The sequence below is a fragment of the Tepidiforma thermophila genome, from assembly GCF_002563855.1.
Classification (GTDB): domain Bacteria; phylum Chloroflexota; class Dehalococcoidia; order Tepidiformales; family Tepidiformaceae; genus Tepidiforma; species Tepidiforma thermophila.
In genome coordinates this window covers 2,381,447-2,407,620 of record NZ_PDJQ01000001.1, presented here as the reverse complement: position 1 = coordinate 2,407,620, position 26,174 = coordinate 2,381,447, and the positions used below count along the sequence as shown (strand labels likewise).

Annotated in this window: 26 protein-coding genes; 5 read left to right on the top strand and 21 right to left on the bottom strand. The window is 67.9% G+C overall.

Features of this window, described 5'->3' with window-relative positions; all coding sequences use genetic code 11:
- Positions 1-58: 58 nt before the first annotated feature.
- The 9 genes from A9A59_RS11755 to rpoD form a co-directional block, all read right to left on the bottom strand.
- Positions 59-382: a hypothetical protein gene (locus tag A9A59_RS11755; RefSeq protein WP_098504443.1), complete on the bottom strand. Its 324-nt coding sequence runs from the start codon at positions 380-382 to the stop codon at positions 59-61.
- A 4-nt stretch (positions 383-386) separates the two neighbouring features.
- The gene (nrdR, locus tag A9A59_RS11750) at positions 387-953 is read right to left on the bottom strand and encodes a transcriptional regulator NrdR (RefSeq protein ID WP_098504442.1); all 567 of its coding nucleotides are present in this window, start codon (positions 951-953) and stop codon (positions 387-389) included.
- Between the two features lie 129 nt (positions 954-1,082).
- On the bottom strand, positions 1,083-1,463 hold the full coding sequence (locus A9A59_RS11745) for a hypothetical protein (RefSeq protein WP_098504441.1): 381 nt from the start codon (positions 1,461-1,463) through the stop codon (positions 1,083-1,085).
- Positions 1,464-1,591: 128 nt separating this feature from the next.
- Entirely contained in the window at positions 1,592-3,226 is a 1,635-nt protein-coding gene (locus A9A59_RS11740) for a methyl-accepting chemotaxis protein (RefSeq protein WP_098504440.1), read from the bottom strand.
- A gap of 107 nt (positions 3,227-3,333) precedes the next feature.
- Entirely contained in the window at positions 3,334-4,116 is a 783-nt protein-coding gene (locus tag A9A59_RS11735; RefSeq protein WP_374761723.1) for a succinate dehydrogenase/fumarate reductase iron-sulfur subunit, read from the bottom strand.
- A gap of 5 nt (positions 4,117-4,121) precedes the next feature.
- Positions 4,122-6,035, bottom strand: a complete 1,914-nt coding sequence (locus A9A59_RS11730) for a fumarate reductase/succinate dehydrogenase flavoprotein subunit (protein ID WP_098504438.1) — start codon at positions 6,033-6,035, stop codon at positions 4,122-4,124.
- A 10-nt stretch (positions 6,036-6,045) separates the two neighbouring features.
- Positions 6,046-6,735: a succinate dehydrogenase cytochrome b subunit gene (locus tag A9A59_RS11725; protein WP_165772700.1), complete on the bottom strand. Its 690-nt coding sequence runs from the start codon at positions 6,733-6,735 to the stop codon at positions 6,046-6,048.
- A 227-nt stretch (positions 6,736-6,962) separates the two neighbouring features.
- On the bottom strand, positions 6,963-7,505 hold the full coding sequence (locus tag A9A59_RS11720) for an NUDIX hydrolase (RefSeq protein WP_165772699.1): 543 nt from the start codon (positions 7,503-7,505) through the stop codon (positions 6,963-6,965).
- A 125-nt stretch (positions 7,506-7,630) separates the two neighbouring features.
- Positions 7,631-9,217: an RNA polymerase sigma factor RpoD gene (gene rpoD / locus A9A59_RS14390; protein ID WP_341454981.1), complete on the bottom strand. Its 1,587-nt coding sequence runs from the start codon at positions 9,215-9,217 to the stop codon at positions 7,631-7,633.
- Between the two features lie 436 nt (positions 9,218-9,653).
- Between rpoD and thrS the strand changes: the two genes are divergently transcribed.
- Positions 9,654-11,477 (top strand): threonine--tRNA ligase, encoded by a 1,824-nt coding sequence (thrS, locus tag A9A59_RS11705; RefSeq protein WP_165772698.1) that lies wholly within the window; start codon positions 9,654-9,656, stop codon positions 11,475-11,477.
- Between the two features lie 77 nt (positions 11,478-11,554).
- Here thrS and A9A59_RS11700 read toward each other — a convergent pair whose 3' ends face one another.
- The 10 genes from A9A59_RS11700 to A9A59_RS11655 form a co-directional block, all read right to left on the bottom strand.
- Complete coding sequence (locus tag A9A59_RS11700) at positions 11,555-11,953, bottom strand: MaoC/PaaZ C-terminal domain-containing protein (protein WP_098504434.1); 399 nt, start codon at positions 11,951-11,953, stop codon at positions 11,555-11,557.
- Positions 11,954-11,963: 10 nt separating this feature from the next.
- Entirely contained in the window at positions 11,964-12,443 is a 480-nt protein-coding gene (locus A9A59_RS11695; RefSeq protein WP_098504433.1) for an FAS1-like dehydratase domain-containing protein, read from the bottom strand.
- A gap of 77 nt (positions 12,444-12,520) precedes the next feature.
- Complete coding sequence (gene coaE / locus A9A59_RS11690) at positions 12,521-13,243, bottom strand: dephospho-CoA kinase (RefSeq protein ID WP_098504432.1); 723 nt, start codon at positions 13,241-13,243, stop codon at positions 12,521-12,523.
- 77 nt (positions 13,244-13,320) lie between these two features.
- A complete protein-coding gene (locus A9A59_RS11685; RefSeq protein ID WP_098504431.1) occupies positions 13,321-14,469 on the bottom strand; it encodes a thiolase C-terminal domain-containing protein in 1,149 nt (382 codons plus the stop codon).
- 2 nt (positions 14,470-14,471) lie between these two features.
- Entirely contained in the window at positions 14,472-14,885 is a 414-nt protein-coding gene (locus A9A59_RS11680) for a Zn-ribbon domain-containing OB-fold protein (protein ID WP_098504430.1), read from the bottom strand.
- Positions 14,886-14,992: 107 nt separating this feature from the next.
- Positions 14,993-16,039 carry a coiled-coil domain-containing protein gene (locus A9A59_RS11675; RefSeq protein ID WP_098504429.1) on the bottom strand — a complete coding sequence of 349 codons (1,047 nt, stop codon included), beginning with the start codon at positions 16,037-16,039 and terminating at the stop codon, positions 14,993-14,995.
- 40 nt (positions 16,040-16,079) lie between these two features.
- Positions 16,080-18,020, bottom strand: a complete 1,941-nt coding sequence (locus A9A59_RS11670; protein ID WP_133117611.1) for an alkaline phosphatase family protein — start codon at positions 18,018-18,020, stop codon at positions 16,080-16,082.
- 65 nt (positions 18,021-18,085) lie between these two features.
- The gene (locus A9A59_RS11665) at positions 18,086-18,634 is read right to left on the bottom strand and encodes a carboxymuconolactone decarboxylase family protein (RefSeq protein ID WP_098504427.1); all 549 of its coding nucleotides are present in this window, start codon (positions 18,632-18,634) and stop codon (positions 18,086-18,088) included.
- 222 nt (positions 18,635-18,856) lie between these two features.
- The gene (locus tag A9A59_RS11660) at positions 18,857-20,404 is read right to left on the bottom strand and encodes a bifunctional diguanylate cyclase/phosphohydrolase (RefSeq protein ID WP_098504426.1); all 1,548 of its coding nucleotides are present in this window, start codon (positions 20,402-20,404) and stop codon (positions 18,857-18,859) included.
- A 38-nt stretch (positions 20,405-20,442) separates the two neighbouring features.
- Positions 20,443-21,141, bottom strand: coding sequence for a metal-dependent transcriptional regulator (locus A9A59_RS11655; protein ID WP_098504425.1), 699 nt, complete (start codon positions 21,139-21,141; stop codon positions 20,443-20,445).
- An 80-nt stretch (positions 21,142-21,221) separates the two neighbouring features.
- On the opposite strand from A9A59_RS11655, the gene A9A59_RS11650 reads away from it, so the two are divergent.
- Positions 21,222-21,782 (top strand): PadR family transcriptional regulator, encoded by a 561-nt coding sequence (locus tag A9A59_RS11650; protein ID WP_165772697.1) that lies wholly within the window; start codon positions 21,222-21,224, stop codon positions 21,780-21,782.
- A gap of 27 nt (positions 21,783-21,809) precedes the next feature.
- Here A9A59_RS11650 and A9A59_RS13785 read toward each other — a convergent pair whose 3' ends face one another.
- Complete coding sequence (locus A9A59_RS13785) at positions 21,810-21,995, bottom strand: hypothetical protein (RefSeq protein WP_133117610.1); 186 nt, start codon at positions 21,993-21,995, stop codon at positions 21,810-21,812.
- A 197-nt stretch (positions 21,996-22,192) separates the two neighbouring features.
- Between A9A59_RS13785 and A9A59_RS11645 the strand changes: the two genes are divergently transcribed.
- Complete coding sequence (locus tag A9A59_RS11645) at positions 22,193-23,236, top strand: ferritin family protein (protein WP_098504423.1); 1,044 nt, start codon at positions 22,193-22,195, stop codon at positions 23,234-23,236.
- A gap of 73 nt (positions 23,237-23,309) precedes the next feature.
- Complete coding sequence (locus A9A59_RS11640; protein ID WP_098504422.1) at positions 23,310-24,530, top strand: hypothetical protein; 1,221 nt, start codon at positions 23,310-23,312, stop codon at positions 24,528-24,530.
- Between the two features lie 88 nt (positions 24,531-24,618).
- Here the strand turns inward: A9A59_RS11640 and A9A59_RS11635 are convergent, their stop codons facing one another.
- On the bottom strand, positions 24,619-24,837 hold the full coding sequence (locus A9A59_RS11635; protein WP_098504421.1) for a hypothetical protein: 219 nt from the start codon (positions 24,835-24,837) through the stop codon (positions 24,619-24,621).
- Between the two features lie 624 nt (positions 24,838-25,461).
- On the opposite strand from A9A59_RS11635, the gene A9A59_RS11630 reads away from it, so the two are divergent.
- Positions 25,462-26,166 carry a class F sortase gene (locus A9A59_RS11630; RefSeq protein ID WP_165772696.1) on the top strand — a complete coding sequence of 235 codons (705 nt, stop codon included), beginning with the start codon at positions 25,462-25,464 and terminating at the stop codon, positions 26,164-26,166.
- Positions 26,167-26,174: the final 8 nt, after the last annotated feature.

Here is a 26,174-nt window from a genome sequence, read left to right as displayed (position 1 = left end):
CCTGTGTTTCGCGGTCCGCGGGGTGGGACCGTAGTGTACGAACAAATGTTCCGCTTGCCTAGGGGCTCCACCGGCCGGCTTCGGCCAGCGGCACCTCGTCGTTCCGCCGCAGAATCGGCTCGCCGAGGCGCGTCCGCCCCAGCGCCAGGGCCCGCCCCGTGCTGTCGCCATCAAACGCGGCAAACTGCGCGATAAGCCGCTCCGCAGCCCCGGCGGGACCTTCGGTCGCGACCAGCGCCGTCAGCTCCTGCGGGCGGAGCGCCCGCATCACCAGCAGGTACGCCTTCTCCGAGAGCAGCAGCCCGCCCACATCCGCGTCGCCGTCCGGCGTCGTCCGGATGGGGCCATGCCCCAGGCTGGCGTGCACCTCCCAGATCTTCACGGCGCTACCGTGCCGGTTCCGCCAGCGGCGTTGCTTGATCGCGGCTCGCCCGGACTGCCCGCAGGTCGGTCGGCTCGGGCTCCGGGAGCGCCAGCTGCAGGGTCCGCTCTTCGAACGTCGGAATGCGGCCCTGCTCCAGCTGCTCCACCGCCTCCTTCAGCGATTCAATGTCAGCAAACGACCGGTAGACCGAGGCGAAACGGATATAGGCGATGTGGTCCAGCTTCCGCAGCGCATCCATCGCAAGTTCTCCCACTACCTGCGATGGCACCTCGGCGCGGCCGTCAGCCAGCACCTTCGCCTCAATCTCGGCCACGATGCCTTCCAGCTGCGCAACCGAAATCGAGCGCTTCGCACACGCCGCACGCAGCCCCCGCAGCAGCTTCTCCCGCGAGAACTCCTCCCGGCGCCCGTCCCGCTTCACAATCTGCACCGTCGAAACCTGCACGACCTCCACCGTCGTAAACCGTTCGCCGCAGCGGATGCACTGCCGGCGCCGCCGGATCCCGTCGTCGGTCGAACGGCTGTCCGTTACCCGCGAATCCCGGTAGTGGCAGTAGGGGCAGCGCACCGCGGCAACAACTCCTGAACGGTGTAGGCGCCTGCGCAGTTCCCTGCCGGCGCCGGCAAATACTGCCCCAATATCTAGTAGCCTGTCAAGGGGCTGCCACAAGATCTTGTGGCAGATCTGCCGCCCCGCCTACCGGCGCCAAAGCTCGTCGCGCCGCCCGCGGCTCCAAAACGCGCACGCCGGTGTGTCCGTCCACGGGTGCAGCACCCCGCTCCCCGGGTGCAGGCAGGTCCCCCGGCCAAGGTCGCCGTCTTCCACGAACTCCCTGCACCCGCCGCAGGTGCGCGCCGCTGCCGCTTCCGGCCGCGCTGGCTCCGCCGCCCCCGTCGCGAATGCCGCCCACAGCGCGTCATCGCTGCTCCCGAACGGCACCCGCCAGGCTGTCTCCCCGTCCCGTCGCGCCTCGAGATGCTCCCAGGCTGCCAGTGGGCCGGGGTCCTCCCGCCACGTCCCGGTCCACTCCCGGCGCTGCTGGCGCCGCTCGGCCTTCCTGCTCCGCCTGCGCCCCATGCCCGGTACCGTACCGCACCTGCCTCCGCCTGTCAGGCCCGGCCCCGTTGCCCGGGAGGCAACGCGCCCGCCGGTTTCCCGGCGGGCGCCCGAAGTGCGTGGTGCGTTCCCGGGGTTGCCTTGGCCCCTCAGGCCGCCGGCCGCTTCCGCCGGTCCACCGCGACCGGGACGTTCGTCTTCCGGCGCTCCCATGCAAACCGTTCCGACGCCGCCCGCAGCTCGCTGGCCAGCCCCTGCATCTGAACTGCCGTCTGGTTTAGCCGGTCCGCATGCGCGGTCAGCTCTTCCGTCGAGGCAGCGACCTCTTCCGCCGCAGCCGAATTCTCCTCGCTCGTGGCCGCAACCTGCAGCACGGCGCTTCGCAGCGCCGCCGCCGACCGCGCCGTCTCCGCTGCTCGCCCTGCGTTCTGGTCAGCCGCCTCCGCGATCGACGTCACCGCCGCCACGATCCGCTCCGCGCCGTTCCGCAGGTCGCCCACCTCGACGGCAATCGCCTGGATGTGCTCCGTCGAATTCCGCACTGCATCAATGATCGCCCGCAGCGATTCCCCTGCCCGCGCCGAGACGGTCCGGCCCTCCTCGGCCTGCGCCACGCCCGCAGTCATCGCTGCCACCGCCTGCTGGGTCCCTTCCTGCACGCGCGCTACCAGCGCCGCAATCTCCTTCGTCGCTGCCGACGACCGCTCCGCCAGCGCCCGCACGCTATCGGCCACCACGGCGAACCCGCGTCCCTGCTCGCCGGCCCGCGCCGCCTCAATCGCCGCGTTCAGCGCCAGCAGGTTCGTCTGCCCCGCAATCTCGTCGATCGTCCGCACAATGTCCCCGATCTGCTCCCCGAACGTCCCGAGCTCGTCAACCGTCCGCGCGGTCGCCTCCACTGACGCCGCCAGCCCGTCGATCGCCCGGATCGCCCGCTGCACTGCCTCGTACCCCTCCGTCGCCACCTCTTGGCTGTGGGCCGCTTCGCTCGCCACCCGCGAGGCCCGCGCCGCCATCTCCGTCACCCTGGCCCCGATCGCCTCAGCTTCGTTCCGCGCCTCCCGCGCCGAGGCCGCGTTCTCCCGCGCCGTTTCGACCATCATCTCGAGCACGTCCGTCAGCTCGTTCGAATGCCGGTCCGAATTCGCCGCCAGCTCCGCCAGGTGCACCGACGACGCGCTGACGTCGCCGATCGCCATCGCAATCTCCTGCGACGCGCTGCGCATCATCTCCGACGACTGGTGCATCTCGGCCGAGGCATCGACCAGCCGCTTCGTCCCCGAAAGCAGCGTCCCCACCACTTCCCGCAGGTCATCCACCATCCGCTGCATCGCGGTGCCGAGCACGTCGCCCTCGGACGCCTTGGGAACTGCGGTGGTGAGGTCGCCGGCAGCAACCTTCTCCGCCACCGCGCTCAGCTCCTTGAGGTGGCGAATCGCCGCCGCAAACGACGCCGCCAGCTCGGCGAACTCCCCGACACCGCCCTCCGGGAGTTCGGCCGGCAGCTCCCCGTGCGAAAGCTCCCGTGCCGCGCGCACCACCGGCGCCGAACCAGCGCGAATCTGCGCCCACAGCCAGAACCCGGCGGCCACCGCGCCTGCGCTCGCCACGATAGCGATTCCGGCGATCAGGCGTGCCCGCCCCGCTTCACCAGCGTCAGAAAGGAACGTGTAGCCCAGCACGCCCATGACCACAATGAGCGCGACCGTTCCCAGGCATGCAGCCAGCAGCAGGTTCGCGACAGAGAGGCGCGTGAGCGCCCGCAAAGTACCGGTCTCGGACATGAAGCGACCCCCGGGTGAGATGCGTCGCTCTCAGTCTCGGAGGCCACCGCCATGTTCCAAATCGGGAGAAGACCCTAGGCTGGCCGAGGTAACTCCTTAGGAATGGCTCAGCCTGCCGCTTCAGTCATATCGACCTTCACGACTTCTCGCCGGTCCTTGAACTTCGCCTTCAGGTAGTCGCGGTTCATCTTCGCGATGAACTCGATGCTGATCCCCTTCGGGCACACCGCCTCGCACTCGGCATAGTTCGTGCAGCTGCCGAAGTACTCCTCCATCGTGTCGACCATCGCGACCGTCCGGCTCCACCGCTCCGGCTGCCCCTGCGGCAGCAGGTTCAGGTGGGCGAGCTTCGCCGCCGTAAACAGCTGCGCCGCCCCGTTCGGGCACGCCGCCACGCACGCGCCGCAGCCGATGCACGCCGCCGCATCGAACGCCCGGTCCGCAACCGGTTTCGGGATCAGGATGCTGTTCGCGTCCCGCGCAGCACCCGTCGGCGCCGTAATGTACCCGCCCGCCTGGATAATCTTGTCGAACGCCGAGCGGTCCACCACCAGGTCTTTGATCACCGGGAAGGCCGTCGCCCGGAACGGCTCCACCACAATCGTGTCGCCGTCCTTGAAGTTCCGCATATGCAGCTGGCAGGTCGTCGTCAACTTCTTCGGCCCGTGCGGGACCCCGTTGATCACCATCCCGCACGACCCGCAGATCCCCTCCCGGCAGTCGTGGTCGAAGGCGATCGGCTCCTTGTTCTCCGCAATGAGCCGCTCGTTCACCACGTCCAGCATTTCGAGGAACGAGCTGTCCTCGTTGATGTCCCGCGCCTCGTACACCTCGAAGCGGCCCGGGTCGTTCGGCCCCGACTGCCGCCACACCTTCAGCGTCAGGTTCAGCGTCCTCATTTGTAGCTCCTCTGCGTCGGGTGCACGTACTCGAACACCAGCTCCTCCTTGTGGAGCTTCGCATCCTTCCCTGGCCCGCAGTACTCCCAGGCCGCCACATACGCGAAGTGCTCATCGTCGCGCAGCGCCTCGCCATCCGGCGTCTGGTACTCCTCCCGGAAGTGCCCCCCGCACGACTCCTCGCGGTGCAGTGCGTCCTGGCACATCAGCTCCGCCAGCTCGAAGAAGTCCGCCACTCGCCCCGCTTTCTCCAGCGACTGGTTCAGCGTCTCGCCCTCGCCCAGCACCTTCACATCGCTCCAGTACTCCTCCCGCAGCTCCGCAATCCGCTTCCGGGCGTACTTCAGCCCCTCAGCGTTCCGCGACATGCCGCAGTAGTCCCACACAATCTTCCCCAGCTCCCGGTGGAAGGAGTCCACCGACCGGCTGCCCTTGATGCTCAGCAGCCGGTTGATCTGCTCGCGGACGCACTCCTCCGCCTCCTTGAAGGCCGGCGAATCGGTCGAGGGCACCGGGTGGTTCAGTTGCGGCGCAAGGTACCCCGCAATCGTCGTCGGCAGGATGAAGTACCCGTCCGCGAGCCCCTGCATCAGCGCTGAGGCGCCGAGCCGGTTCGCGCCATGGTCGCTGAAGTTCGCCTCGCCGATGACGAACAACCCCGGCAGGTTCGACATCAGGTTGTAGTCCACCCAGAGGCCGCCCATCGTGTAGTGCACCGCCGGGTAAATCCGCATCGGCACTTCGTACGGGTTCTCCCCCGTGATGTTCTCGTACATGTCGAACAGGTTGCCGTACCGCTGCTCGATCACCGCCCGTCCGAGCCGCTCGATCGCCGTCTTGAAATCGAGGTACACCCCGTTCTTCAGCGGCCCGACACCGTAGCCCGCATCGACCATCCGTTTCGCCGCCCGCGAGGCCACGTCGCGCGGCACCAGGTTCGCGAACGACGGGTACATCCGCTCCAGGTAATAGTCCCGGTCCTCCTCCGGGATCTGGTTCGGCGGCCGGTTGTCATCCTTGTTCTTCGGCACCCAAATTCGGCCGTCATTCCGCAGCGACTCGCTCATCAGCGTGAGCTTCGACTGGTAGTCGCCGCTCACCGGAATGCAGGTGGGGTGAATCTGCGTGAAGCACGGGTTCGCGAAGAACGCGCCCTTCTTGTGCGCCCGCCAGGCCGCCGTGACGTTGCTTCCTTTCGCGTTCGTCGAAAGGTAGAACACGTTCCCATACCCGCCCGTGGCGAGCACCACCGCATGCCCCGCATGCCGCTGGATCTCGCCCGTCACCAGGTCGCGCGTGATGATCCCGACGGCCCGGCCGTTTTCGACCACCAGGTCGAGCATCTCCGTCCGCGGATACATCTTCACGGTGCCCGCCTCGATCTGCCGGCAGAGCGCCTGGTACGCGCCGAGCAGCAGCTGCTGCCCCGTCTGCCCCCGCGCGTAGAACGTGCGCGCCACCTGCGCCCCGCCGAACGACCGGTTATCGAGCAGGCCGCCGTACTCGCGCGCGAACGGCACGCCCTGCGCCACGCACTGGTCAATAATCTGCACGCTGATCTCGGCGAGGCGGTACACGTTCGCCTCGCGCGAGCGGTAGTCACCGCCCTTGATCGTGTCGTAAAAGAGCCGGAAGACCGAGTCGCCGTCGTTCTTATAGTTCTTCGCGGCGTTGATGCCGCCCTGCGCTGCGATCGAGTGGGCCCGCCGCGGGCTGTCCTGGAAGCAGAACACCTTCACGTTGTAGCCCATCTCCCCGAGCGTCGCCGCTGCCGAGGAGCCTGCCAGCCCGGTCCCCACCACGATGACTTCGAACTTGCGCCGGTTTTGCGGTGCGACCAGCTTTGTTTCGAACTTGGCGTTGCTCCACTTCTCCGAAAGGTGCCCCGCGGGAATCTTCGCGTCCAGCATTGCCCTCCCCCTACTCCACGATGCCGGTCAGCACGGCGACCGGGAACGACACATTGCCGATGACGATAACGGCCGCGAACGCCACCGCGAACCACCGCCGCCAGTGGTTGAACCGCGGGTGCGACCACCCCAGCGACTGGAAGAGGCTCCACGCCCCGTGGTAGATGTGCATCCCCAGCAGCAGGTTCGCCACGATGTACACCCCCGCCACCGGCGCGCGCGAAAGGCTCGCCACCACGTTCTCGTACGGCTGTCCTTTCGTGAACTCGGCGCCGCCCATGCCCCAGGTCAGGTCCATCAGGTGGTAGATGACGAACAGGCCGACAATGACGCCGCTCCACCGCATCGTCCGGGCCGCATAGTTCGCCGCGAGGTAGTCTCGCCCGCCCTGGTACTTCGTCTGCCGCGACTGCCGGTTCATCAGCGTCAACGTCACCGCCGCATGGATGTGCAGAGCGAACGCAACGATCAGCACGCTCCGCACAATCCAGAGCAGCCCCGTGCGGGGCAAAATCGGCTCGCCAATCTCGCGCAGGTACTCGCCGTACCAGTTCATCTTCTCGGCACCCTCATACAGGTGCAGGTTGCCGAGCATATGCACGAGCACAAAGCCGAGCAGCACAATGCCCGTGACCGCCATCACTGCCTTCTTGCCGACCGCCGAGCCGTAGAAATCAAGAATCCAGATGCGTGGCCTCACGCGCCGTTGCCGCAGCGGCTGAACGCCGCGCGCCCGTGTCCCTGAGAGCATGCCCCCCTCCTTGGACGTCGCTCGCCCGGCCGTGGCAAGTTTCCCGGGCGACCAGGTCCTGCCCCCGGCGATTCCCGCACCGTCACGCCTGCTGCAGTTCCCCGCGAATCCTACGACCCACTCCGCCGGCCGTTCAATCAGCCGTCATACATCCCAGCTATAGAACATTCGCCCATCTATCGATTCGATGATTCAACCATTCGCGCCCAGCGAAGCACCCCGATGACCGACTTCGCATCGCAAATCTCCCCCGCCTCTACCGCAGCCAGCGCCTCGGCCAGTGTCCGCCGCTCCACTTCGATGTCCTCGTCCTCGTCGCCGGCCAGCCGGGACGGCTGAAGCTCCAGGCAGGCGAAGAGGTGGATGTACTCGCTCGTATACCCCGGCGCCACGTAAAACCCCCCGAGCGGAATCACCCGGCCCGGCACCTGCCCCACCTCCTCCTGCAGTTCACGCGCCACCGCCGCCTCCGGCGCCTCCCCGGCCTCGAGCGTTCCCGCCGGCAGTTCGAGCAGCCGCCGCCCCGCGGCGTACCGGTACTGCGTTACCAGCAGCAGCGACCCGTCCGCCAGGACCGGCACCATGCACACCGCGCCCGGGTGCCGGATCGTCTCCCGCCGCGCTACCACGCCGCCGTCCATCTCCAGCGTCGCCAGCTCCACATCGAACAGGCGGCCGCGGTACACCGTCTCGATCGATACCACGCGCGGGTCAGCCATCCCGCCGATTCTCAGCCATCCCGCCCGAACCGTCGACGCCGCCCCCCGGCAGCCCGGCAGCAAAACAGCAGGGCGGCCCGCAGAGGGGGCCGCCCCGCCCGGCATGCAGCAGACCGGCTGCCGAATTACTCCAGGTAGTCGCGCAGCTTCTTGCTCCGGCTCGGGTGCCGCAGCTTGCGCAGCGCCTTCGCCTCGATCTGCCGGATCCGCTCGCGCGTCACACCGAACTCCCGGCCAACCTCCTCCAGCGTCCGGCTCCGGCCATCCTCCAGCCCAAACCGCAGCTGGAGCACCCGCCGCTCCCGCGCCGTCAGGCTCGCCAGCACATCCTCCACCTGCTCGCGCAGCAGCTGCTGGCTCGCCGCCTCGGCTGGCGAGAGCGCGCCTGGGTCCTCGAGGAAGTCACCGAGGTGGCTGTCCTCCTCCTCGCCGATCGGCGTCTCGAGCGACACCGGCTCCTGCGAAACCTTCTGGATCTCGCGGATCCGCTCCGGCGTGAACAGCGCCGCATCGCCCTTGCCCGATTCGCTCATCCCCCGCGCAATCTCCTCGCTCGTCGGCTCGCGCCCGTACTCCTGCACCAGCCGGCGGCTCACCCGCACCAGCTTGTTGATCGTCTCCACCATATGGACCGGGATGCGGATCGTCCGCGCCTGGTCCGCGATCGCCCGGGTAATCGCCTGCCGGATCCACCACGTCGCATAGGTCGAGAACTTGAACCCCTTCCGGTAGTCGAACTTCTCGACCGCCCGGATCAGGCCGATGTTCCCTTCCTGGATCAGGTCCAGCAGCGACATCCCCCGGCCGATGTACTTCTTCGCAACCGACACCACAAGCCGGAGGTTCGCCTCCGTCAGCCGCCGCTGCGCCTTCTGGCCGTTCCGCATGATGGTGTCGAAGTGGTACCGCAGCTTCTCCTCCAGCGGCGCCAGCTTCTCGATCAAATCCGGAGCGGGCGGCACCAGCTGATCCTCGCCGCCGGCCTCCTCGGCCATCTCCCGCATCAGCTCGGGCGTCAGCACCGCCGTCACAATGGAGAGCTGCACAATCCGCTGATGAGCGTCCTCGTCCGAAATCTTCAGCTTGTTGACGATGTGCTGCTTGAAATCCGGGTCGATTTCGCCGTCGACCAGCCCGCGGAACTGTGGGTCGCCGATAACCTCGCTGTAGCTCAGGTTCTTCAGCTTCCGCCCGTTCGGGTCCCGCCACTTCCGGACAACCGTCGGCTCGCCCTCGGCGGCAGGCTTGACAAACTTGTCAAAGTCGTCGATGAAGCGCTTCGCCTCCTTGTACACCGGAAGGAGCGCAGCCCACTGCTCCAGCAGCCGCACCGCAATCCGCCCGGCCGATGGCGGATGCCCGTAGTTCTCCACGTACTCCTTCACAATCGCATCGATGTGAAGCCCGTGCTCCATCTGCCGGGCAAGATGCTTCTCGTCATCCGCCGTCAGCAGGTACACCTTCCCGATTTCGCGCAGGTACATCCTGACCGGGTCGTCGATTCCCTCCGACTCCTCGGTCAGCAGCGCGATGCTCGCCTCTTCGTCCTCCTCTTCTTCGTCGAGCGGGCTCTCCTCTTCCTCGACGGCCAGGCCGGCAAGGTCATCCTCAGCCGCCTCGGCATCGTCGTACGAGGAAAGGCGGCTCAGGACCCCGTCCAGGACGGAGTCATCGCTCGTGATGGTCGAATCGGCCAGGACATCGTCGGTCATGCTCAGCTTACTGCTCCCTCTCCCTCTCGGGATATCTCAAGTCGCGCAGGGCAGAATGCGCCTTTTCCATCATAGCAAGTTTTCGGAGAAGGACAAGCCCCCGGCCGGCCCCGTGCGCACCCCGGTGCTATACTCCTCCCGACCACTACCAACGGACACAGCCGCGTCCGCCAACAGGCGACGACCGGGACGAGTAGCCCGCCGACCCCCTGACAGAGAGCCGCGCCACCGGCTGAAAGCGCGGCCCCAGGCAGGCGAACACCCCCCGCGAGCCCGCTCCGAAGCGCCCGCCCGGGCGATAAGGTCGCGCGGATGGCCCCGTTATCGGCCGCCAAGGAGTCCGTGCCTCCGCGCGGAAAAGCCGGGTGGAACCACGAGCGCGCCGCTCGTCCCGGCCTTGCGGCGCTCCCCGCATCCCGCCGGAGGTTTCCCCGCGATGGCAACGCCAATCGAAACCCACGTCGACCTCGCCTCCCTCCCGAAAGAAGAGCGGCTTGCGCGCATGCGCCATTCCGCCGCCCATCTCCTCGCTGAGGCGATGCTCGAGCTCTTCCCCGATGCCGAACTCGGCATCGGCCCGCCCATCGATACCGGCTTCTACTACGACTTCCGCCTCCCGCGCTCCCTCACCCCCGAGGACCTCGCATGGCTCGAAAACCGCATGCGCGAGAGCGTCGCCCGCAGGCTCCCCTTCCAGATGGCCAGCATCTCCCGCGAAGAAGCCCTCGAACGCTGGAAGAACCAGCCCTTCAAGCTCGACCTCCTTAAAGACCTCGAAGACGGCGCCATCACCCAGTGCACCCACGGCAACTTCACCGACCTCTGCAAGGGCGGCCATGTCAACCACACCGGAGAAATCGGCGCCTTCAAGCTCACCTCCGTCGCCGGCGCCTACTGGCGCGGCTCCGAGAAAAACCCCCAGCTGCAGCGCGTCTACGGCGCCCTCTTCGAAACCGAGGAAGAGCTCGCCGCCTACGAACGCCAGCTCGAAGAGGCCCGCCGGCGCGACCACCGTCGCATCGGCAAAGAGCTCAAAATCTTCGAGCTCTTCGATGAAACCGGCCCCGGCCACGTCGTCTGGCTCCCCAACGGCGCCACCATCCGCCGCGAACTCCAGCGCTGGATGGAAGACCTCGAGCTCGAGCGCGGCTACCGCCACGTCGTCACCCCTGCCGTCTCCAAGCGCCAGCTCTACGTCAAATCCGGCCACTGGGACCACTTCCACGACGCCATGTACCCCGTCATGGAGCGCGAAGGCGAAGAATATGTCCTCCGCCCCATGAACTGCCCGTCCCACATCATGGTCTTCGCCTCCGAGCTCCACTCCTACCGAGAATTCCCCATCCGCATTGCCGAGTTCGGCAACATGCATCGCTGGGAGAAGAGTGGCCAGGTCTCCGGCATGAGCCGCGTCCGCATCATGACGCTCAACGACGCCCACATCTTCTGCACCGACCCCGCCATGGTCGAAGCCGAAGTCGAAGGGGTCCTCCGCCTCATGGAGCACGCCTACGGCGTCCTGGGCCTGCGCAACTACCGCTACCGCCTCTCACTCGCCGACCCCGACGATAAGGAGAAGTACGTCGATAACCCCGAGATGTGGCAGCAGGGCGAGGCCCTCCTCCGCCGCGTCCTGGATCGCCTCGGCCTCAACTACTTCCCCGCCGTCGGCGAAGCCGCCTTCTACGGCCCCAAGATCGATGTCCAGTTCATGACCGCCGCCGGCAAGGAGGAGACCCTCTCCACCATCCAGGTCGACTTCCACTTCCCCCGCCAGTTCGGCCTCGAGTACATCGGCGAGGACGGCGAGCGGCACCAGCCCATCATCGTCCACCGCGGCGTCATCTCCACCCTCGAGCGCATGGTCGCCCTCCTCATCGAGGAGTACGAAGGCAACTTTCCCCTCTGGCTCGCCCCCGTCCAGGCCGTCGTCATCCCGATCGCCGACCGCCATCAGCCCTACGCCCGCGAGGTCGCCGGGGCGCTCCGCCAGTACCGCCTCCGCGTCGAGGTCGACGACCGGAACGAGCGCATGAACGCCAAGATCCGCGACGCCCAGCTCCAGAAGGTGCCCTACATGCTCATCGTTGGCGACCGCGAAGCTGAGGCCCGCGCCGTCTCCCTCCGCGTCCGCGGCGAAGGCGACCAGGGCTCCGTCCCCCTCGCCGAGGTCGTCGAGCGGCTCCGCCGCGAGCGTGATGAACGCCTCCTCGTCCCGGGTGTGCATCCAGCAGCCCCTGCCCCCGCGGCAGGCGGCTGACTCCCCGTCCAACCGGGAAGAAAAACCGGGCAGGCGCCGCGCGGCGCCTGCCCGGTTTTGCTCATCGCCCGGGCCGCTTAGACGGCGTCCGCCTTTGCGACGGCCTCGCCCTCGATCACCGTCTCGCCGTTCTGGTTCACAGTGACCACCTTGATGGTCGCGAGGCCATCCTCCACCTTCGTGACTTCAAACTTTGCCGTCAGCGTGTCGCCCGGCCACACCTGCCGCGTGAACCGGACGCCGTACCGCTTCAGGGCCATCACCCCGAGCCAGTCCGTAAGCGCCCGGCCCGTGAGCCCCATCGAGAGCATTCCGTGGGCGAACACGGACGGGTAGCCGGCAACCTCCTTCGCGAACACCTCGTCGTGGTGGATCGGGTTGAAGTCCCCGCTCGCCCCCGCGTACTTCACGATGTGCGTTCGGTTGATCTTTTCGATCACCACCTGCTCGCGCGTATCGCCAACCTGCAGCGGCATCTCGCTCCTCCTACTGCTCCACAGCCTTCTCGGTCTGCACGCCCACGCTGATCGCCGTCACGCACAGCACCCCGTCCTGGTTCCGGTACTCCGTAATCGTCTCCGAGAACTGGAGACGCCCGCCGCGGCGGCCCTCCTTCTCCCAGCGCCGCCCCGGCCTGGTCGTCACCGTCAGCGTATCCCCGACAAAAATCGGGTGATGGTACTCGTAGTGCTGCTCCGCATGCAGGCCGCGGCCGAGGCCCCCGCCGCCCTGCCCCTCCGGCCGCGGCTGGCGCGGCTCCTTCCGCGGGCGGGTCAGGTCGAGCGGATAATCCGGCTGCCAGTGCGCGCTGCACTGCACGAAGGTGGGCGGCACCGTAATGCCCCCGATCGCCTTCGTCGCCGGGTCGTTCGGGTCCCAGTACTCCGGCCGGATGTCCAGGAGCGACCGCGCGAACAGCATCACCTGCGTCCGGTCGACCGGGAACTCGAAGCCTTCATCAGCCATCGCAAGCCTCCTCGGTGCGAAGAATGTGCGGGCGCATCCTACCCGAGGCCGCCCGCTCCCGCCATGCAGCCCGGGCATCAGCTGCCTGCTGCCTGCTCCGGGATCGTCACCCCGGTCGCCTTCAGCCGCTCCCGGTTCCGCTCAAGGAAGGCCGCCCACCACGCCGGGAACCTCGACTCCAGCGGCTCGCCGGCCGCCCGCTTCGTCAGCAGCCGGTCCAGCTCCCCGTAGACGGCCTCACGCAGCTCCTCCAGCGTCCCGTTGTTCCGGTACACCCAGTCGGCGCCCGGCGCGCGAACCTCGAGCGGCACCATGCTCGCCAGCCGCTGGTTCGCCTCCTCCTCGCTCATGCCGCGGGTCTCAATCAGCCGCCGGCGCGCAATCGCATCATCGACCCCGATGAGCCACGTCTGGTCGCACCAGCGCGCGTACCCCGGCTCCATCAGGTTCACCGCCTCCATCACGCAAATCGCGTCGTCGCCCAGCTCGGCCCGCCACCCATCGATGACGCCCTTCACCGCCTCCGTAATCGAGCCGATCGCCCGCGTCAGCCGGTTCATCTCCTCCGGCTTCCCGAAGACCTTCGCCCCCAGCACCTTCCGGTCGATAGAGCCGTCCGGCCCGATAATCTCCTCGCCGAAGGCCTCCACCACCCGCGCGAACCCGGGCGTGCCCGGGTCGTACAGCCGGTGCACCAGCTTGTCGGCATCGCAGTGGTGCGCCCCGCGCTCCACCAGCAGCTGCGCCACCGTGGATTTCCCGGCGGCAATCGTCCCCGCAAGTCCAATCACGAGCGGCATCTCCGTCCTCCTTCAGCATGGGAACGGGGCGGGCCGGCGCCGGCCCGCCCCGTCAATCGCATCATTCCCGGCGAACCTTACGGCCGCTCGTTCGAAAGCACCACCGTCCCGGATGCGCCGAACATCCCGCCGACCCCGTGCGCAACGCTCACCTTCACGCCGGGAATCTGCGCGGGCGCCGTCCCGCGGCACTGCCGGACGCTCTCCTGCAGCGCGTACATCCCGTACATCCCCGAGTGGGTGTAGCTCAGGCCCCCGCCGTTGGTGTTCAGCGGAAGCTTGCCATTCGCCCGGGTGTTCCCTTCCCAGATGAACTGCGCCGCTTCGCCCCGGCCCACGAACCCGAGGTCCTCGAGCCCGTAGAGCGGCAGGTGCGCGAACGCGTCATAAATCATCAGGTGGTCGACGTCGTCGTGCGTGATCCCCGCCTCCTGGAAGGCCCGCGGCCCCGCAACCCGGAACGCCCGCGAGCTCGTGAAATCCTCCATCTGGCTCACCATCGGGGTCTCCACGCTCTCGCCCGTCCCGAGGACGTACACCGGCTTCGTCGGGAAGTCCTTCGCCCGGTCCGCCGAGGTCAGGATGAGCGCCCCGCCGCCGTCCGTCACCAGGCAGCACATCAGCAGCCGGAACGGATACGCAATCATCCGCGAGTTCAGCACATCCTCGACGGTGATTGGGTCCTTCATCATGGCGTTCGGGTTGCGCGCCGCATACTCGCGCTGGACCACCGCCACCATCGCCAGGTGCTCCTCGGTGACCCCGTACGTCTTCATGTACCGCAGCACGGGCACCGTGAAGAGCGTCGGCGGACCCATCGGCCCGGTCCAGCCTTCGAACTGGGCATTCAGCGACTGCCGCGCGAAGCCGAATCCGCCCCGCCCGATGCCCGACCGGCCGCTCTCCCCGTGCGTAATCAGCACGGTCTTCGCAAGGCCCGTTTCGATCGCCGCCACCGCGTGCCGCACATGGATCATAAACGAACACCCGCCCACGGCCGTACCGTCCACGTACGTCGGCGTGATGCCCAGGTAGAACGCGACCTCGGTCGGGCTCGCACCCGCACAGGCCACACCGTCGATGTCCGACGGCTTCAGCCCGGCCTCCTGCATGGCGAGGATTGCTGCCCGGGCATGCAGCCCCAGCTGCGAAAGATTGGGGAACCGCCCCTCCGGCGAAACCACCTCCGCCGCGCCCACAATGGCAACACTTCCCGGTTTCGGCATGGCTACGCCTCCCTCGCCGGCCGCCAGGTCGGCAGCGTGATCTCGTCATTCACCTTCGTCGGCGCCAGTTCGAGCCGCATGTCCAGCTGGAGCGCTTCCGGCGTCTGCGGGCAATCGATGATGTTCGTCATCATCTTGATGCCCTCGTCCGTCTCGACAACCGCGATCGCGAACGGCGCCTCGAACCCCGGCGGCGGCCGGTGGCTGATGACGTAGCTCAGCAGCCGCCCCTTACCGCTCGCCTCAAACCACTCCACCTCCGCGAACGGGTCGCGGGGGTCGAACGGCCGCGGCGGAAAGTACGCCTTCCCCGTCGCCTTGTTCCGCTGGAGCATCAACTTGCCCTCCTTCAACCCATCCCAAAACGGCTGGGTCTCCGGCGTGGCCTGCGGGAGAACCTTGGAGTAATCGTGCAACCCTGTGCCTTCCTGTATGACGAAGAGTCCGGGCCGCTTTCCGGTCCCGGCTGCGAACGTGCAACGTCAATGTCTACCGTGAACGTCAAGGTGAGGCAAGCGACCAGTTACGCCGCCACGTCGTCCGCCACCCGCACCAGCACGCCGGCCGCCTCAGCGAGCACCCGCGCCCGCTCGTCGATCGCCCGCCCGCCGACCGCGGCCCGTGCCCGGTAGCCCGCCTTCTCCAGCGCCTTCGCCCTGGTCACGGCGCGGCTCACATCGTCGGCATCAATTGTCCGCGAAATCTCCACTGCAAGCAGCAGGGGACGCTGGGCCGGGTCGGACCGGTCCCGCCCCTCGATGATCAGGTCGAGCGCCCGCAGCTCCAGCAGCTCCCGTTCATCGAGTTTGCCCGCATCCTCCGCCTCATCGACCAGGTCGAGATCGCTGAGGGTCACCACCCTCGGCTTCCGCAGCCAGTTGCCAAAGAGTGACGGCGCCTTTCGCTCGAATCGCATCTCGTAGAGGTAGCCGAGCTCCGCGTCGAGCCGCTGATGCGCCCGGTTGATATCCACGCGCATCACGCCGACCGCCTGGACCAGCTCGTCGACGCGCGCGGTCAGCTGGTCGACGCGCGCGGTCAGCTGGTCGACGCGCGCGGTCAGCTCCTCAAGCCGCGCAGCAAGTTCATCGACGCGTTGCTCGGTGCGCCGCTGGGCCTCAGCAAGCTCGTCCACGCGCCGCCCGAGTTCTTCGAGCCGTTGCTCGGTGCGCCGCTGGGCCTCAGCAAGCTCGTCTACGCGCCGCCCGAGTTCTTCGAGCCGCTGCTCGGTGCGCCGCTGGGCCTCAGCAAGCTCGTCCACGCGCCGCCCGAGTTCTTCGAGCCGCTGTTCCGTCCGCCGCTGGGCCTCCGCCAGCTCCTCGACCCGCTGCCCGAGCTCTTCAAGCCGCTGCTCGGTGCGCCGCTGGGCCTCGGCAAGCTCGTCCACGCGCCGCCCGAGTTCTTCGAGCCGCTGTTCCGTCCGCCGCTGGGCCTCCGCCAGCTCCGCCACAATCCGCGGCAGCCGGTCGAATTCGTCCCCGAGGATCAGCGGGCGCAGCTGCGCCCGCCACTCCGGCCGCTCGGCCAGCAGGCGGATCAGGTCCTGCACATCCTCAACCGTGAATGCCACGCATCAATCCTACCACGGGCCCTCCGGTCCGACCTTGGCGTTACCCCTGCCCGTAGAGCACCTCTCGCAGGTCGATGCACACATTTGTCCCGTCCAGCCGCAGGTGGCGCGGGTTGAACCCCTCCGCGTGCACCGCCGCCAGCAGCTCGCCCGGCTCCAGCTCCGCCGGCACAGCGCACGCCGCCAGCCCGTTCGTATCGGTGGCCACCCGGGCAACCAGCCCATCCTTCCGGTCGGTGACCACGATCGTCGCCCCGGGCACCGGCGGGTGCTCCCCGCGCTCATCCGGGTCGTTATCGGCCACGAAAAAGCGCGCGCTCCGGCCGTCGTGCGTCACCTCCACCTCCACGCGCAGGTCGCGGAGGTAGATGCACGGCTCTGCCGTTACCGCTGCCATCCCGTCTCGCTGCGGAATCCGCGCCGGGTTCGCCCGCAGCTCGATGTTCTGCGTTGCCATGCCGTGGTCCGTCGTAATCACGAACAGCGTCGTCTCGAACAGCCCACGTTCCTCGAGCGTTCGCAGGATGTGCCCTATCCGGCGGTCCGTCTCATCCAGCGCGGCCCGGGCTCCCTCGTGGTGCGGCCCGTAGTCGTGCGCCGAGCTGTCCGGCTGTGCGAACTCGTGGTAGACGAAGACCGGCGCCGGGTGGCTCTCATCCAGGAAGAGCAGCCGCGCCTGCGCGAGCCCCCGGTTGTCGATCTGGCCCTGCAGCCGGTGCCCCTCCTCCTCCAGCTCCTCGTACCAGCGCGGGTTAATCTCATGCTCCGTCTCCTTCGTCAGGGCAATCAGCCGGCCCCGGTCGCCGACCAGCCGCCGCTCGAGCGACGCATGGTCCGCCCCCCGCGTGCACGGCTCGTTGATCGACGCCGTAAACACCCCATCCCCCAGCACCCGCTTGAACGCTTCGAAAAGCGTCTCCACCTCCGGATTCAGGAACCGCGCCGTGTCGAACTGCTGCCCCTGCGGAGAGACGAGTTCGCGCGTCGCCCGCAGGAAGTAGGTCGGGTTCACGATGTCGTGGTGCCCGCTCCATGCCCCCGTCCCGATAGCGTTGTGGCTCGGCCACGTGATGCTCGGGAAGTTCGTGATGCTCCCGTACCGGAGCAGACACCCGCGTGCAATCAGCCGCCGCAGATTCGGGATCGCATCCGGCTCTCGTTCGAGCCGGTAGAGCAGCTCCGTATGCGACTGCCCGTCCAGTAGCAGGATATAGACCCGCTCCGGGCGGCCCGTCGAGTCGTCCAGCATCTCCTCCAGCACCCTGCCGTCCTGCCGCTTCAGGTACACGTCCGGCGGGCATCCCCGCTCACTCGACGTCCGCCCGGTGATGTCCCGCCCGTCGATCAGCGGGAAGCCCATCAGCCGCGCAATCGTCGGCGCAATATCCACCTGCTTTGCCGGCGCATCAACCACCGCCCCGCGCTTCGCCCCCGGCCCGGAAAACACCAGCGGCGACCGGGACTGCACCACATCCAGCGCCCCGTGCTGGCCCGGCTGCCGCCCGTAGGCATAGCTCTTCGGGTTGACGATGAGGTCCGGCGCGTTCGGGCTGTCGAACAGCTGCGAGATCCGCTCGTATGCGTACGGGTAGGTCAGCCGCTCCGGCTCGATGTACGCCTGCTGCACGTCCGCCGGGTTCCCTGCCGCCGCCATCTCCTCGTCGTAGGTCGCGAGCGCCCGGTAGTCCTGCCGCTCCAGCGGGTTTTCGCCGATGACCTCGACCACCTCGTGCACGTATCCGCCTTCCGGCGCGTACCGGCGTATCCAGCGCACCATCCCCCGCAGCGCCCACGCCTCATAGCTCCACGACCCGTCCCGCCCCTGCCGCACCGTGGCCACGAAATCGGTCCACGCCCGGCCGTCGTCGGTCGTGAGCAGCTTGTGGATGGCCAGGTTCCCCGACTCCTCCTGGTGCGGGTCGAGCCCCTGTCCGCCCGGCCGCTCCGGCCCGACCGCTGCTGCCGTCATCGCACTCTGCATGGCCCGAACCCCCTGTCGCATACTGCGCGCATCGGCCACCATCCGCCCCGGCCGTGAATGACGTGTTATCCGTTCAGCTGCCAGCCCACGAACGGCTCCTCCAGCTCAACCTCCATCGCCGAGAGAAACCGCGCGGTCATCCCGTAAAACCCCGTCAGCAGGTTGACGCCCACCAGTGTCCCCGGCGCAACGAGCGCGGCCAGCCGGTCATGCACCTCCTGCCCGGGGTGGCCCGATGCGTTCACCGCGTCGACATATTCCAGGATGGCCCGCTCCACCTCGCTGAACAGGTCGCTCGTCTTCCAGTGGTGGAGCGCCACGATCTTTGCGTCGCTCAGGCCTGCCTGCCGCCCAATCCGCACGTGCTGGTGCCACTCGTACTGGCTGTGGTGCAGGATCGCCGTCCGCAGGATCACCAGCTCGCGCGTCCCAACGTCCAGGCCGCAGTGATTCCACAGCCCGTTGCCGAGCCGCAGGTAGGCGCGCCACACCTCCGGGTTATTCGCCATCGTCCGGAAGATGTTCGGCACCTCCCGGCCGACCGCGTTCCGGTCCCACACATACCGCAGCTCCTCCGGCAGGTCTTCCCTCGTGACAAACGGCAGTCGCGCCATCCGTTCCTCCGTACGGGCCGGTGTCCGGCCACGCGCGGAGTGTACCCGCTTCCTCGGACCCCGATCAGCCTGCGCGCCACAGCAGCAGGGTGCTCACGGACGCCGCGGCACCGGCAGACAGGGCCGACCCAGCGCCATCGAGGGTCCCTGTCGCGGCCCGAAGGCCGATTTCCAGGGCGCACCAAACCAGCATCCCGCCCGAAGCGAGGATCCCCAGCCGTCTCATGCGGCCCGCTCCGCGTTCTCCCTGGCTGCCCGCTCGATCATGCTGACGAATGCCTCCGCCAGCTCAGGGTCGAATTGCGTCCCCCGCCCGCGCAGGATCTCCTCGACCGCCATCTCCAGTGTCAGCCCCTTCCGGTACGGCCGGTCGGTCGTCATCGCCGAATACGCGTCCGCCAGGGTGAACAGCCGGGTCGCCAGCGGCACTTCGGTTCCCTTCAGCCGTCCCGGGTACCCCTCGCCGTCGTACCGTTCGTGGTGGTGCCGCACGAGGTTTACCACCGAGTCGAGGTCCGTAACCGCCGCAGTGATGGCCGCTCCCATCACCGGGTGCTCCTCCATCGCCCTGCGCTCTTCGAGCGTCAGCGGCCCCGGCTTCCGCAGGATCTCGTCCGGCACCACGATCTTCCCGAGGTCGTGAATCGGCCCCCCGATCGCCAGCGCCTGCATCGCCCCGTCGTCCAGTCCCAGTTCCGTGCCAAGCCGGATGGCCAGCTGGGTCGCGTGGTCGCTGTGGAACCGCGTATACGAATCCCGCCGGTCAATCGCCTTCACCAGGTTCCGCAGCGCTTTGATGTTCCCAGCCTTCAGCAGCGCATCCTCCTGTGTGATTGCCCGTTCCATCGCCGCCGTCACCATCGCCGGCGAGACGGCCTTGTCGAGGTACATCGCATCCTCCGCCTCTGCGACCAGGTCGCGTGGCGACTGCCCCTCACGCAGGCTCGCCACGCCCACCGAAATCCGCGTCGGCAGCGTGACCCGAGCCCCGTTCACCACCTCGATCTGCCCGATGGCCCGCCGCACCCGCTCCATCAGCCGCCGCGCACGCTCCTCCGTCCAGCCCGGCAGCACCACCACGAACTCGTCGCCGCCGAAACGGGCGAACTGTGCCGGCGGCTCCACGTGCCGCTCCAGCGTTCGCACCACCCGCTGGAGCACCCGGTCACCCTCTTCGTGCCCCACGAAGTCGTTCAGCAGCTTGAAGTTGTCGATGTCGAGGTACGCCACCGAAAGCTGCCTGCCCTCCTCCCGCGCCCGGAAGACCGCGTCGGCCAGGAACTCGTCGATGAACCGGCGGTTCGGACACCCCGTCAACGCGTCCGTGTAGGCCAGCTGCCGGTACACCGCAGCCTGCTCCGCCGCAATCTGCCGCGCACGGTTGTCGGCCGCCTTGTTCAGCACATGCCAGAGAATCTCCGCATCAAACGGCTTCCCGAGGAAGTCGTCGGCCCCGGCCTTCATCGACCGCACCGCCGTGTCGACGTCGACGAAACCGGTAATCGCCACAATCCCGGCAGCCGGCGCCCTCTGCCGCGCCTCCGCAATCACGTCCAGCCCCGACATGTCGGGCAGGCTGATATCCGACGCAATGGCATCGAACTGGCCCGTCGCGAGCTCAGCAATCGCCTCCGCGCCCGACCGCGCCAGCCGGACCTCCGCAAGGTGCTGTCCGAGGACGAGCTGAATGAGGCGCCCAAGCGCCGGGTCATCCTCCACCACGAGGACCCGCATCGTTCCCCGCGGCTCCCGCCAGTGCGTCAGTTCCACGCCTTGGTTGTCGGCTGATAGCCGGCTGGCATGAAGCGTTAACGCCGCGTTTCGGCCGAAGTTCCCGCCCGCGCCGGCTGCACCACCCAGATCTTGTTGGCCACCGGGGTGCCCAGCACAATCCTCCGCTCGCCCACCCGCACCGTAATCGTCCCGCGGTAGGGCGCAACCTCTTCGATGACGACCTTCACCCCCGGGCGAATCCCCTCCTCGTCGAAGAACCGCAGAAGCTGCTCATCCTCTTCAAACACCCGGTCGATCTCCGCCTCCTGCCCCTCCTTCAGGTCGCCCAGCGTGACCATCGAAAGCTTCTGCGGCGCGCCCGGCCCCGGTATCGGATAGCCGAACGGGCTTTTCTTCGGCCGCCCAAGCATCTCGTACAGGTTCCGCTCCGTGATGTCCGAAATCCCATGCTCCAGGAGGTGCGCCTCCTCGTACGCCCGCCACCAGTCCACCTTCAGCACATCGGTCAGCAGGCACTCCGCAAGGCGATGCCGCCGCACCATCTGCTCCGCTCTCCGAAACCCCTCGGGCGTCAGGTGAATCACCTTCTTCGCATCGATGTGCACCAGCCCGTCCCGCATCAGCCGCTTCAGCATCCCCGCAACCGACGGCGGCGTGATCTCCAGCCGGTCCGCAAGCCGCACGGCGATGACGTCCTGGCCCTCGTCGTGGCTCATCCGGTAAATCGCTGTCAAATAATCGTCGCTGGCAACATTCCTGACCTGTTTCGGCATGGCACGCCGATCATGGCATGCCGCCCGCTCCCGGGAAATTCTGCTGGCGCATCGGGCCCACACCCGCGAAACTCGCGGAGATGTCGCTGCGCTTCGCCATCCTCGGCCTCCTGACGGCCGGCGAACTGTCCGGCTACGAGATCGCCCGTCGCTTCGAACAGTCCGTGGGCTATTTCTGGCACGCCCGCGCCCAGCAGATCTACCCCGAGCTCGCCCGCCTCGAATCCGAAGGGCTCGTGGCCGGCCGCGCCGTCCCCCAGGTCGGCAAGCCCGACAAACGCGTCTATACCATCACCGCCCGGGGCCTCGCTCACCTCGCCGACTGGGTGCTCACCCCGTCTCCGCTCACCCTTACGAAAGACGAGTTCCTCGTCAAAGTCTGGAGCTACGGCCTCGTCGAACCGCAGCGCGCCATCGAGGCCCTCGCAACGCACCGCCGCCAGCAGGAGGAGCGCCTCGCAGCCTACCGCGCCATCGAAGCCGCGTTCGAAGGCGCCGACCCCGCGGCCGTCCCGACCGCGTTCCTCGGTCCCTACCTTACCCTTCGCGCAGGCATCCAGTTCATCGAGGCGTTCCTCGCCTGGGCCGACGAGGCCGAGCGCATCCTCCGCGCCAGAGCCGCATCCCGGCCGGCGCCCTGACCTGCGGCCCTCGCTTCCTGGGCGCCCCTAGGCCGCCCGCCTGGTCGCAGCGCGCTCCAGGACCTCCAGCCGGATCACGCCCTCGGCCGCCGGGTTGCCGCCGAGGTACGCCGCCACACACGGCGGCACCCCGCCGTGCGCCGTCCAGCACCGCTCGCAGTGGGCTGCACGCGTCGCTGCCGTAAAGGGACAGGCTTTCTCCATCCTGGTCATGCTCGTGTCCTCCCGGTTTCTACCACAGGTATCGGCAGCCGCGTCCCGGTTGATAAGAGGTGACGCCAGTCCACCTGCGCCCCGGTTTCGAAGCTTCGCCTCGACCAAATTTACCCGCCGGTAATTCCGGCCCTTCCGCCCCTGCACACCAAGATGTAGGCTATCGCGAGCATAGACGCCGGCCCCAGGAGACCCCCATGGCAGCCAATCCCGCCACCGAATCCAGCCTCGACCTGTCCTGGCTCAACCTCTACGAGGACGCCACCTCCGCCGAGCCCGGCAAAAAGGGCCTCACCCTCAAAGAAATCAACCTCGGCCGCTACGCCGATACCGCCCGCGGAGCCGGCGACATGACCTACCGGATGCGCGGCGCCATCCCGCGCCCCGGCGCCCAGCGCTTCGGCCCCAACTACCAGTCCAAGGCCGACGTCTGGGCCGAAAACTGCCTCATGCTCTACGAAGAGGCCACCCAGCGCCAGTGGAGCTCCGCCCGCGACATCCCCTGGGATACCCTCGAGCCCCTGCCCGACGAGCTCGAGCGCGCCATGTGCCAGCTCGCCACCATGCTCACCGAAGTCGAGTTCATCGCCGGCGACGTCCCCGGCCAGTGGATGCCGTTCGTCTCCGCCCAGGACTTCGAAGCCGGCCTCTTCCTCATGACCCAGATCATGGACGAGGCCCGCCACACCGACGTCTTCCGCAAGCGCGCGCTTGCCAACGGCGGCGGCCTCCTCGCCCAGGGCGCCGGCCTCGGCCTCCGCACCCTCATCGAGGCCCGCGACTTCACCGAAATGTCCGTCCTCATGCACGTCCAGGCCGAAGGCTTCGTCCAGTCCATGTTCCGCATGGGCGAACTCATCGGCCAGACTGAGGCCGACAAGCGCATCTTCCGCATGAGCGCCCAGGACGAGTCCCGCCACCTCGCCTTCGGCGTCATGCACCTCAAGTACGTGCTCGACACCGAACCGGAGCGCCGCGAAGAAATCCACCACTACCTCGATAAGGCCGAAGGCGACGCAGCCGGCGGCGGCTCCGGTGACGTCACCTTCCCGCCCGTCTTCGAAGCCCTCTGCATCCTCCTCGGGGGCGGCGTCGATAAGTTCGACGAAGGCCTTCAGAAGTTCCTCCTCCTCCGCAAACGGCAGATCAACGAGTACGTCCACCGCCTCACCGTCGCCGGCCTCGGCGACCGCCGCCAGCGCCTCGGACCGCTCATGGCCCAGTTCCTCGACCCGGCCTAACCCCGGCCCATCGCCTGTCCATCCCAGCGGGGCGGCCTGCCCCGCCCTTCCAAGCCCGCCCGGAGGTACCCCCATGTCGACCGGAGAAGCCCTCGCCCGCGCCGCCCAGGCCGCCCAGGTCGAGATCCCCCAGGAAGCCCGCGACCGTGTCCGTGAACTCGGCTGGGAAGAGGGCCTCATCGAACTCGCCCTCGCCAAGGGCCACAGCCTCCAGGTCATCTGGCAGGCCCTCCGCGGCGGCGTCGACGGGAAGCGCGCCAAAGAATTCCTCCAGGGCGGCCAGGCCGCCATCCCCCGCGACCTCTCCTGGATGCACGTCCCCACCGAGTGGGGCATCCGCGCACGCCCCAAAGACCCCGCCATGGGTCTCACCATCGCCGACCTCATGATCGGCACCTACGGCGACGTCCCCGACGTTTGGACCAACCGCTCCGAAATCGCCCGCGGTTCCTACCCCAACCCCGTCGTCGAAGACATGGGGTACACCATCTTCGAAAAAGCCCTCGTCTGGGCCGACTGCTGCATCCCCCTCTACGAAGAAGCCATCCGGGACCGCTGGGTCTCTGCCACCGACCTCAACTGGAACAGCCTCGAGCCCCTCCCGCACGACATCGAGCGCGCCGTCTGCCAGTTCATGACCGAGCAGTCCGAGCGCGCCTACGTCGCCGGCGCCCTGTGGTCAGGCTGGCTCCCCGAAATCTCCTACGGCTTCCTCGAACTCAAGCTCTTCCTCTCCACGGTGATCTACGACCTCGCCCGCCACAGCGAGGCCTTCCGCAAGCGCGCCCTCGCCAACGGCGGTGGCCTCGGCCTCCAGGCGCCGACCGACTTCTCCCGCGTCGCCCGCGAGGCCCGCACCTTCCCCGAACTCGCTGCCATCCTCTTCGTCCAGGACAGCATGCTCTACACCCTCTTCTCCCACGGCGACGCCTTCGCCCAGAACCAGCTCGAGCGCGACCTCTATCGCCTCGTCGCCCGCGACCGTAAGCGCATGCTCGACTACCACATCGAGCGGCTGAAGCACATGCTCTTCAAGCTCCCCGACCGCCGCGACGAGCAGAACCTCTACTTCAACAAAGCCGAATCCCGCATGGGCAAAGAGTGGCTTGTTCCTGCCGTCAGCGAACCCCTCGCGATCCTCCTCGGCGGCAGTGTCGACAACATCGCCCGCGGCCGCGAGAAGCTGCGGGAGCTCCGCAAGGCCCAGGTCGACAACTACCTCGAACACCTCCGCCAGGCCACCTTTATCCGCAAGCACATCAACGGCCGGCTGGAGCAGGCCGTCCAGGCCTGAGCCTCGCCACACCGCCGGAAAGGAACCGGCGCCCCCGCCAGGAGAGCTCCCGGCGGCGCGGAACGAACACGCACCGCACTCACGCGCGTCAGCGGACGCCGAACACCGACCGCAGCCGTGCCCAGCGCCCCGCCGTTGCCTGCGCAGGGGCGCCCTGGTCTGCTGCGGAGCCGCCGCCCTTCAGGGCCTCCGCCTGTTCGAACCGCCGCCGCAGCCACGCCGGCTCCGGCAGCCCCGTCGCGAACAGCCGCCCGTCGTGCGTCGCTGCAAGCCCATGCCCACGCGGCTCAAATGGATACTGGAACATCACTGTCACCATCCTTTCGCATCTGCCGATGCCCGCTGGCGCCGATCGCCGCCGGCGCGTCGTGGCCGCCACCGGAGCCGGAGCCGGCGTGACCGCTCCCCCCGCCGGATCGCCGCCAGGGCGACCCGGTGGATGAAACCCGGCTGACGAACAAGCCAGTCTCCGAGCGGCTTCCCTGTCACCCAGGCTGTCTCTTCAACGGAATTGCCGAGTATTGGATGCAACACTACGCCCCTCCTGCCCGCAGAACTTGGCAGCACTGTCCGATGCAGACCACTGCACCGTGAGCTATTCCACCTCATGGTGGAGAAAAGGCTGAGACGGATCAGTCCGCTTTGAATGAGAAAGAAAAGCGCCGTACCGCTGGCGGTACGGCGCTCTGCCGTGTTGCCGTTGCGGAATACTAGGTCAGAAGTCCACTCGTGCGAACATCATGACGCGGCGAGCTCAAAATCGTCTTCTTGGTCATCATCGTCTCCTGCGGCGTCATGTCGCCTTCTGGAAGGTAACAACGACCGTACCACCAAAAGGTTACCGTCGGCAAGCCACAAATCTTGACCACTGAATGAGCCCGCACGGCATGCCTCGACGCTCCGCCGCCGCACCCCGGGTAGACTCCTCCTTGTGGTGCCCCGGGCCGCGTGCGCTGCTGCCTTCGTCCTCTTGACGGCGCTCACTGCCGGCGTGCACCCTCCCGCCTGGCCCGCAACGGCTGAACCTCCAGATGCGCCCCCCTTCGCAGCCGCGCTGCGTTACATCGGCCGCGATCCCCTCACCGGCCTTCCCGACCGGGTCGATGACCGGTTCATCGCCGCTGTTGAGCGCGCCGTCGAACGCTACGGCAAAGATGCCGGCGAGCCGGTCCCGCCCCCGCCGCCCGGCCCGGTCGATATCGCAACGCTCGCCATCCCGGCCATCGGCATCGACAGCGCTCCCGTCCGCCGCTTCGGCCTCGATGCCTACGGCCGGCTCGATGTCCCCCAGGACATCGTCACCGTCGGCTGGAACCCGGCGTACACCGCTCTGCCCGGCACCGGCGGCAGCACCTTCTTCGCTGCACACTTCGAATACCTTGGCCGCCCCGGGGTCTTCGCCCGCCTCACCGCGCTCCGCCCCGGCGACCGCGTCGAGGTCACCCTCACCGACGGCTCGATTCACGCCTACCGCGTCGTCTCCGTCGTAGACTACCCCCTCGCTGCCATCGATATGGGCGCCATCCTCCGCGGCCTCGAGGGCCGCGAGAGCGTTGTCCTCATGACCTGCAGCGGCCCGGCGAACGAAGGCGAGTACGCCTTCCGCACGGTCGTCCTCGCCGAACGGACCGACTGACCGCACCC

Coding starts and splice junctions, on each gene's coding strand:
- A9A59_RS11640 (WP_098504422.1), top strand. CDS start 23,310: ATGTCGACCGGAGAAGCCCTCGCCCGCGCCGCCCAGGCCGCCCAGGTC.
- A9A59_RS13785 (WP_133117610.1), bottom strand. CDS start 21,995: ATGACCAGGATGGAGAAAGCCTGTCCCTTTACGGCAGCGACGCGTGCA.
- rpoD (WP_341454981.1), bottom strand. CDS start 9,217: ATGACCGACGATGTCCTGGCCGATTCGACCATCACGAGCGATGACTCC.
- thrS (WP_165772698.1), top strand. CDS start 9,654: ATGGCAACGCCAATCGAAACCCACGTCGACCTCGCCTCCCTCCCGAAA.
- A9A59_RS11635 (WP_098504421.1), bottom strand. CDS start 24,837: ATGTTCCAGTATCCATTTGAGCCGCGTGGGCATGGGCTTGCAGCGACG.
- A9A59_RS11685 (WP_098504431.1), bottom strand. CDS start 14,469: ATGCCGAAACCGGGAAGTGTTGCCATTGTGGGCGCGGCGGAGGTGGTT.
- A9A59_RS11695 (WP_098504433.1), bottom strand. CDS start 12,443: ATGGCTGATGAAGGCTTCGAGTTCCCGGTCGACCGGACGCAGGTGATG.
- A9A59_RS11670 (WP_133117611.1), bottom strand. CDS start 18,020: ATGCAGAGTGCGATGACGGCAGCAGCGGTCGGGCCGGAGCGGCCGGGC.
- A9A59_RS11720 (WP_165772699.1), bottom strand. CDS start 7,505: ATGGCTGACCCGCGCGTGGTATCGATCGAGACGGTGTACCGCGGCCGC.
- A9A59_RS11745 (WP_098504441.1), bottom strand. CDS start 1,463: ATGGGGCGCAGGCGGAGCAGGAAGGCCGAGCGGCGCCAGCAGCGCCGG.
- A9A59_RS11700 (WP_098504434.1), bottom strand. CDS start 11,953: ATGCCGCTGCAGGTTGGCGATACGCGCGAGCAGGTGGTGATCGAAAAG.
- A9A59_RS11665 (WP_098504427.1), bottom strand. CDS start 18,634: ATGGCGCGACTGCCGTTTGTCACGAGGGAAGACCTGCCGGAGGAGCTG.
- A9A59_RS11655 (WP_098504425.1), bottom strand. CDS start 21,141: ATGCCGAAACAGGTCAGGAATGTTGCCAGCGACGATTATTTGACAGCG.
- A9A59_RS11645 (WP_098504423.1), top strand. CDS start 22,193: ATGGCAGCCAATCCCGCCACCGAATCCAGCCTCGACCTGTCCTGGCTC.
- coaE (WP_098504432.1), bottom strand. CDS start 13,243: ATGCCGCTCGTGATTGGACTTGCGGGGACGATTGCCGCCGGGAAATCC.
- A9A59_RS11740 (WP_098504440.1), bottom strand. CDS start 3,226: ATGTCCGAGACCGGTACTTTGCGGGCGCTCACGCGCCTCTCTGTCGCG.
- A9A59_RS11650 (WP_165772697.1), top strand. CDS start 21,222: ATGTCGCTGCGCTTCGCCATCCTCGGCCTCCTGACGGCCGGCGAACTG.
- A9A59_RS11730 (WP_098504438.1), bottom strand. CDS start 6,035: ATGCTGGACGCGAAGATTCCCGCGGGGCACCTTTCGGAGAAGTGGAGC.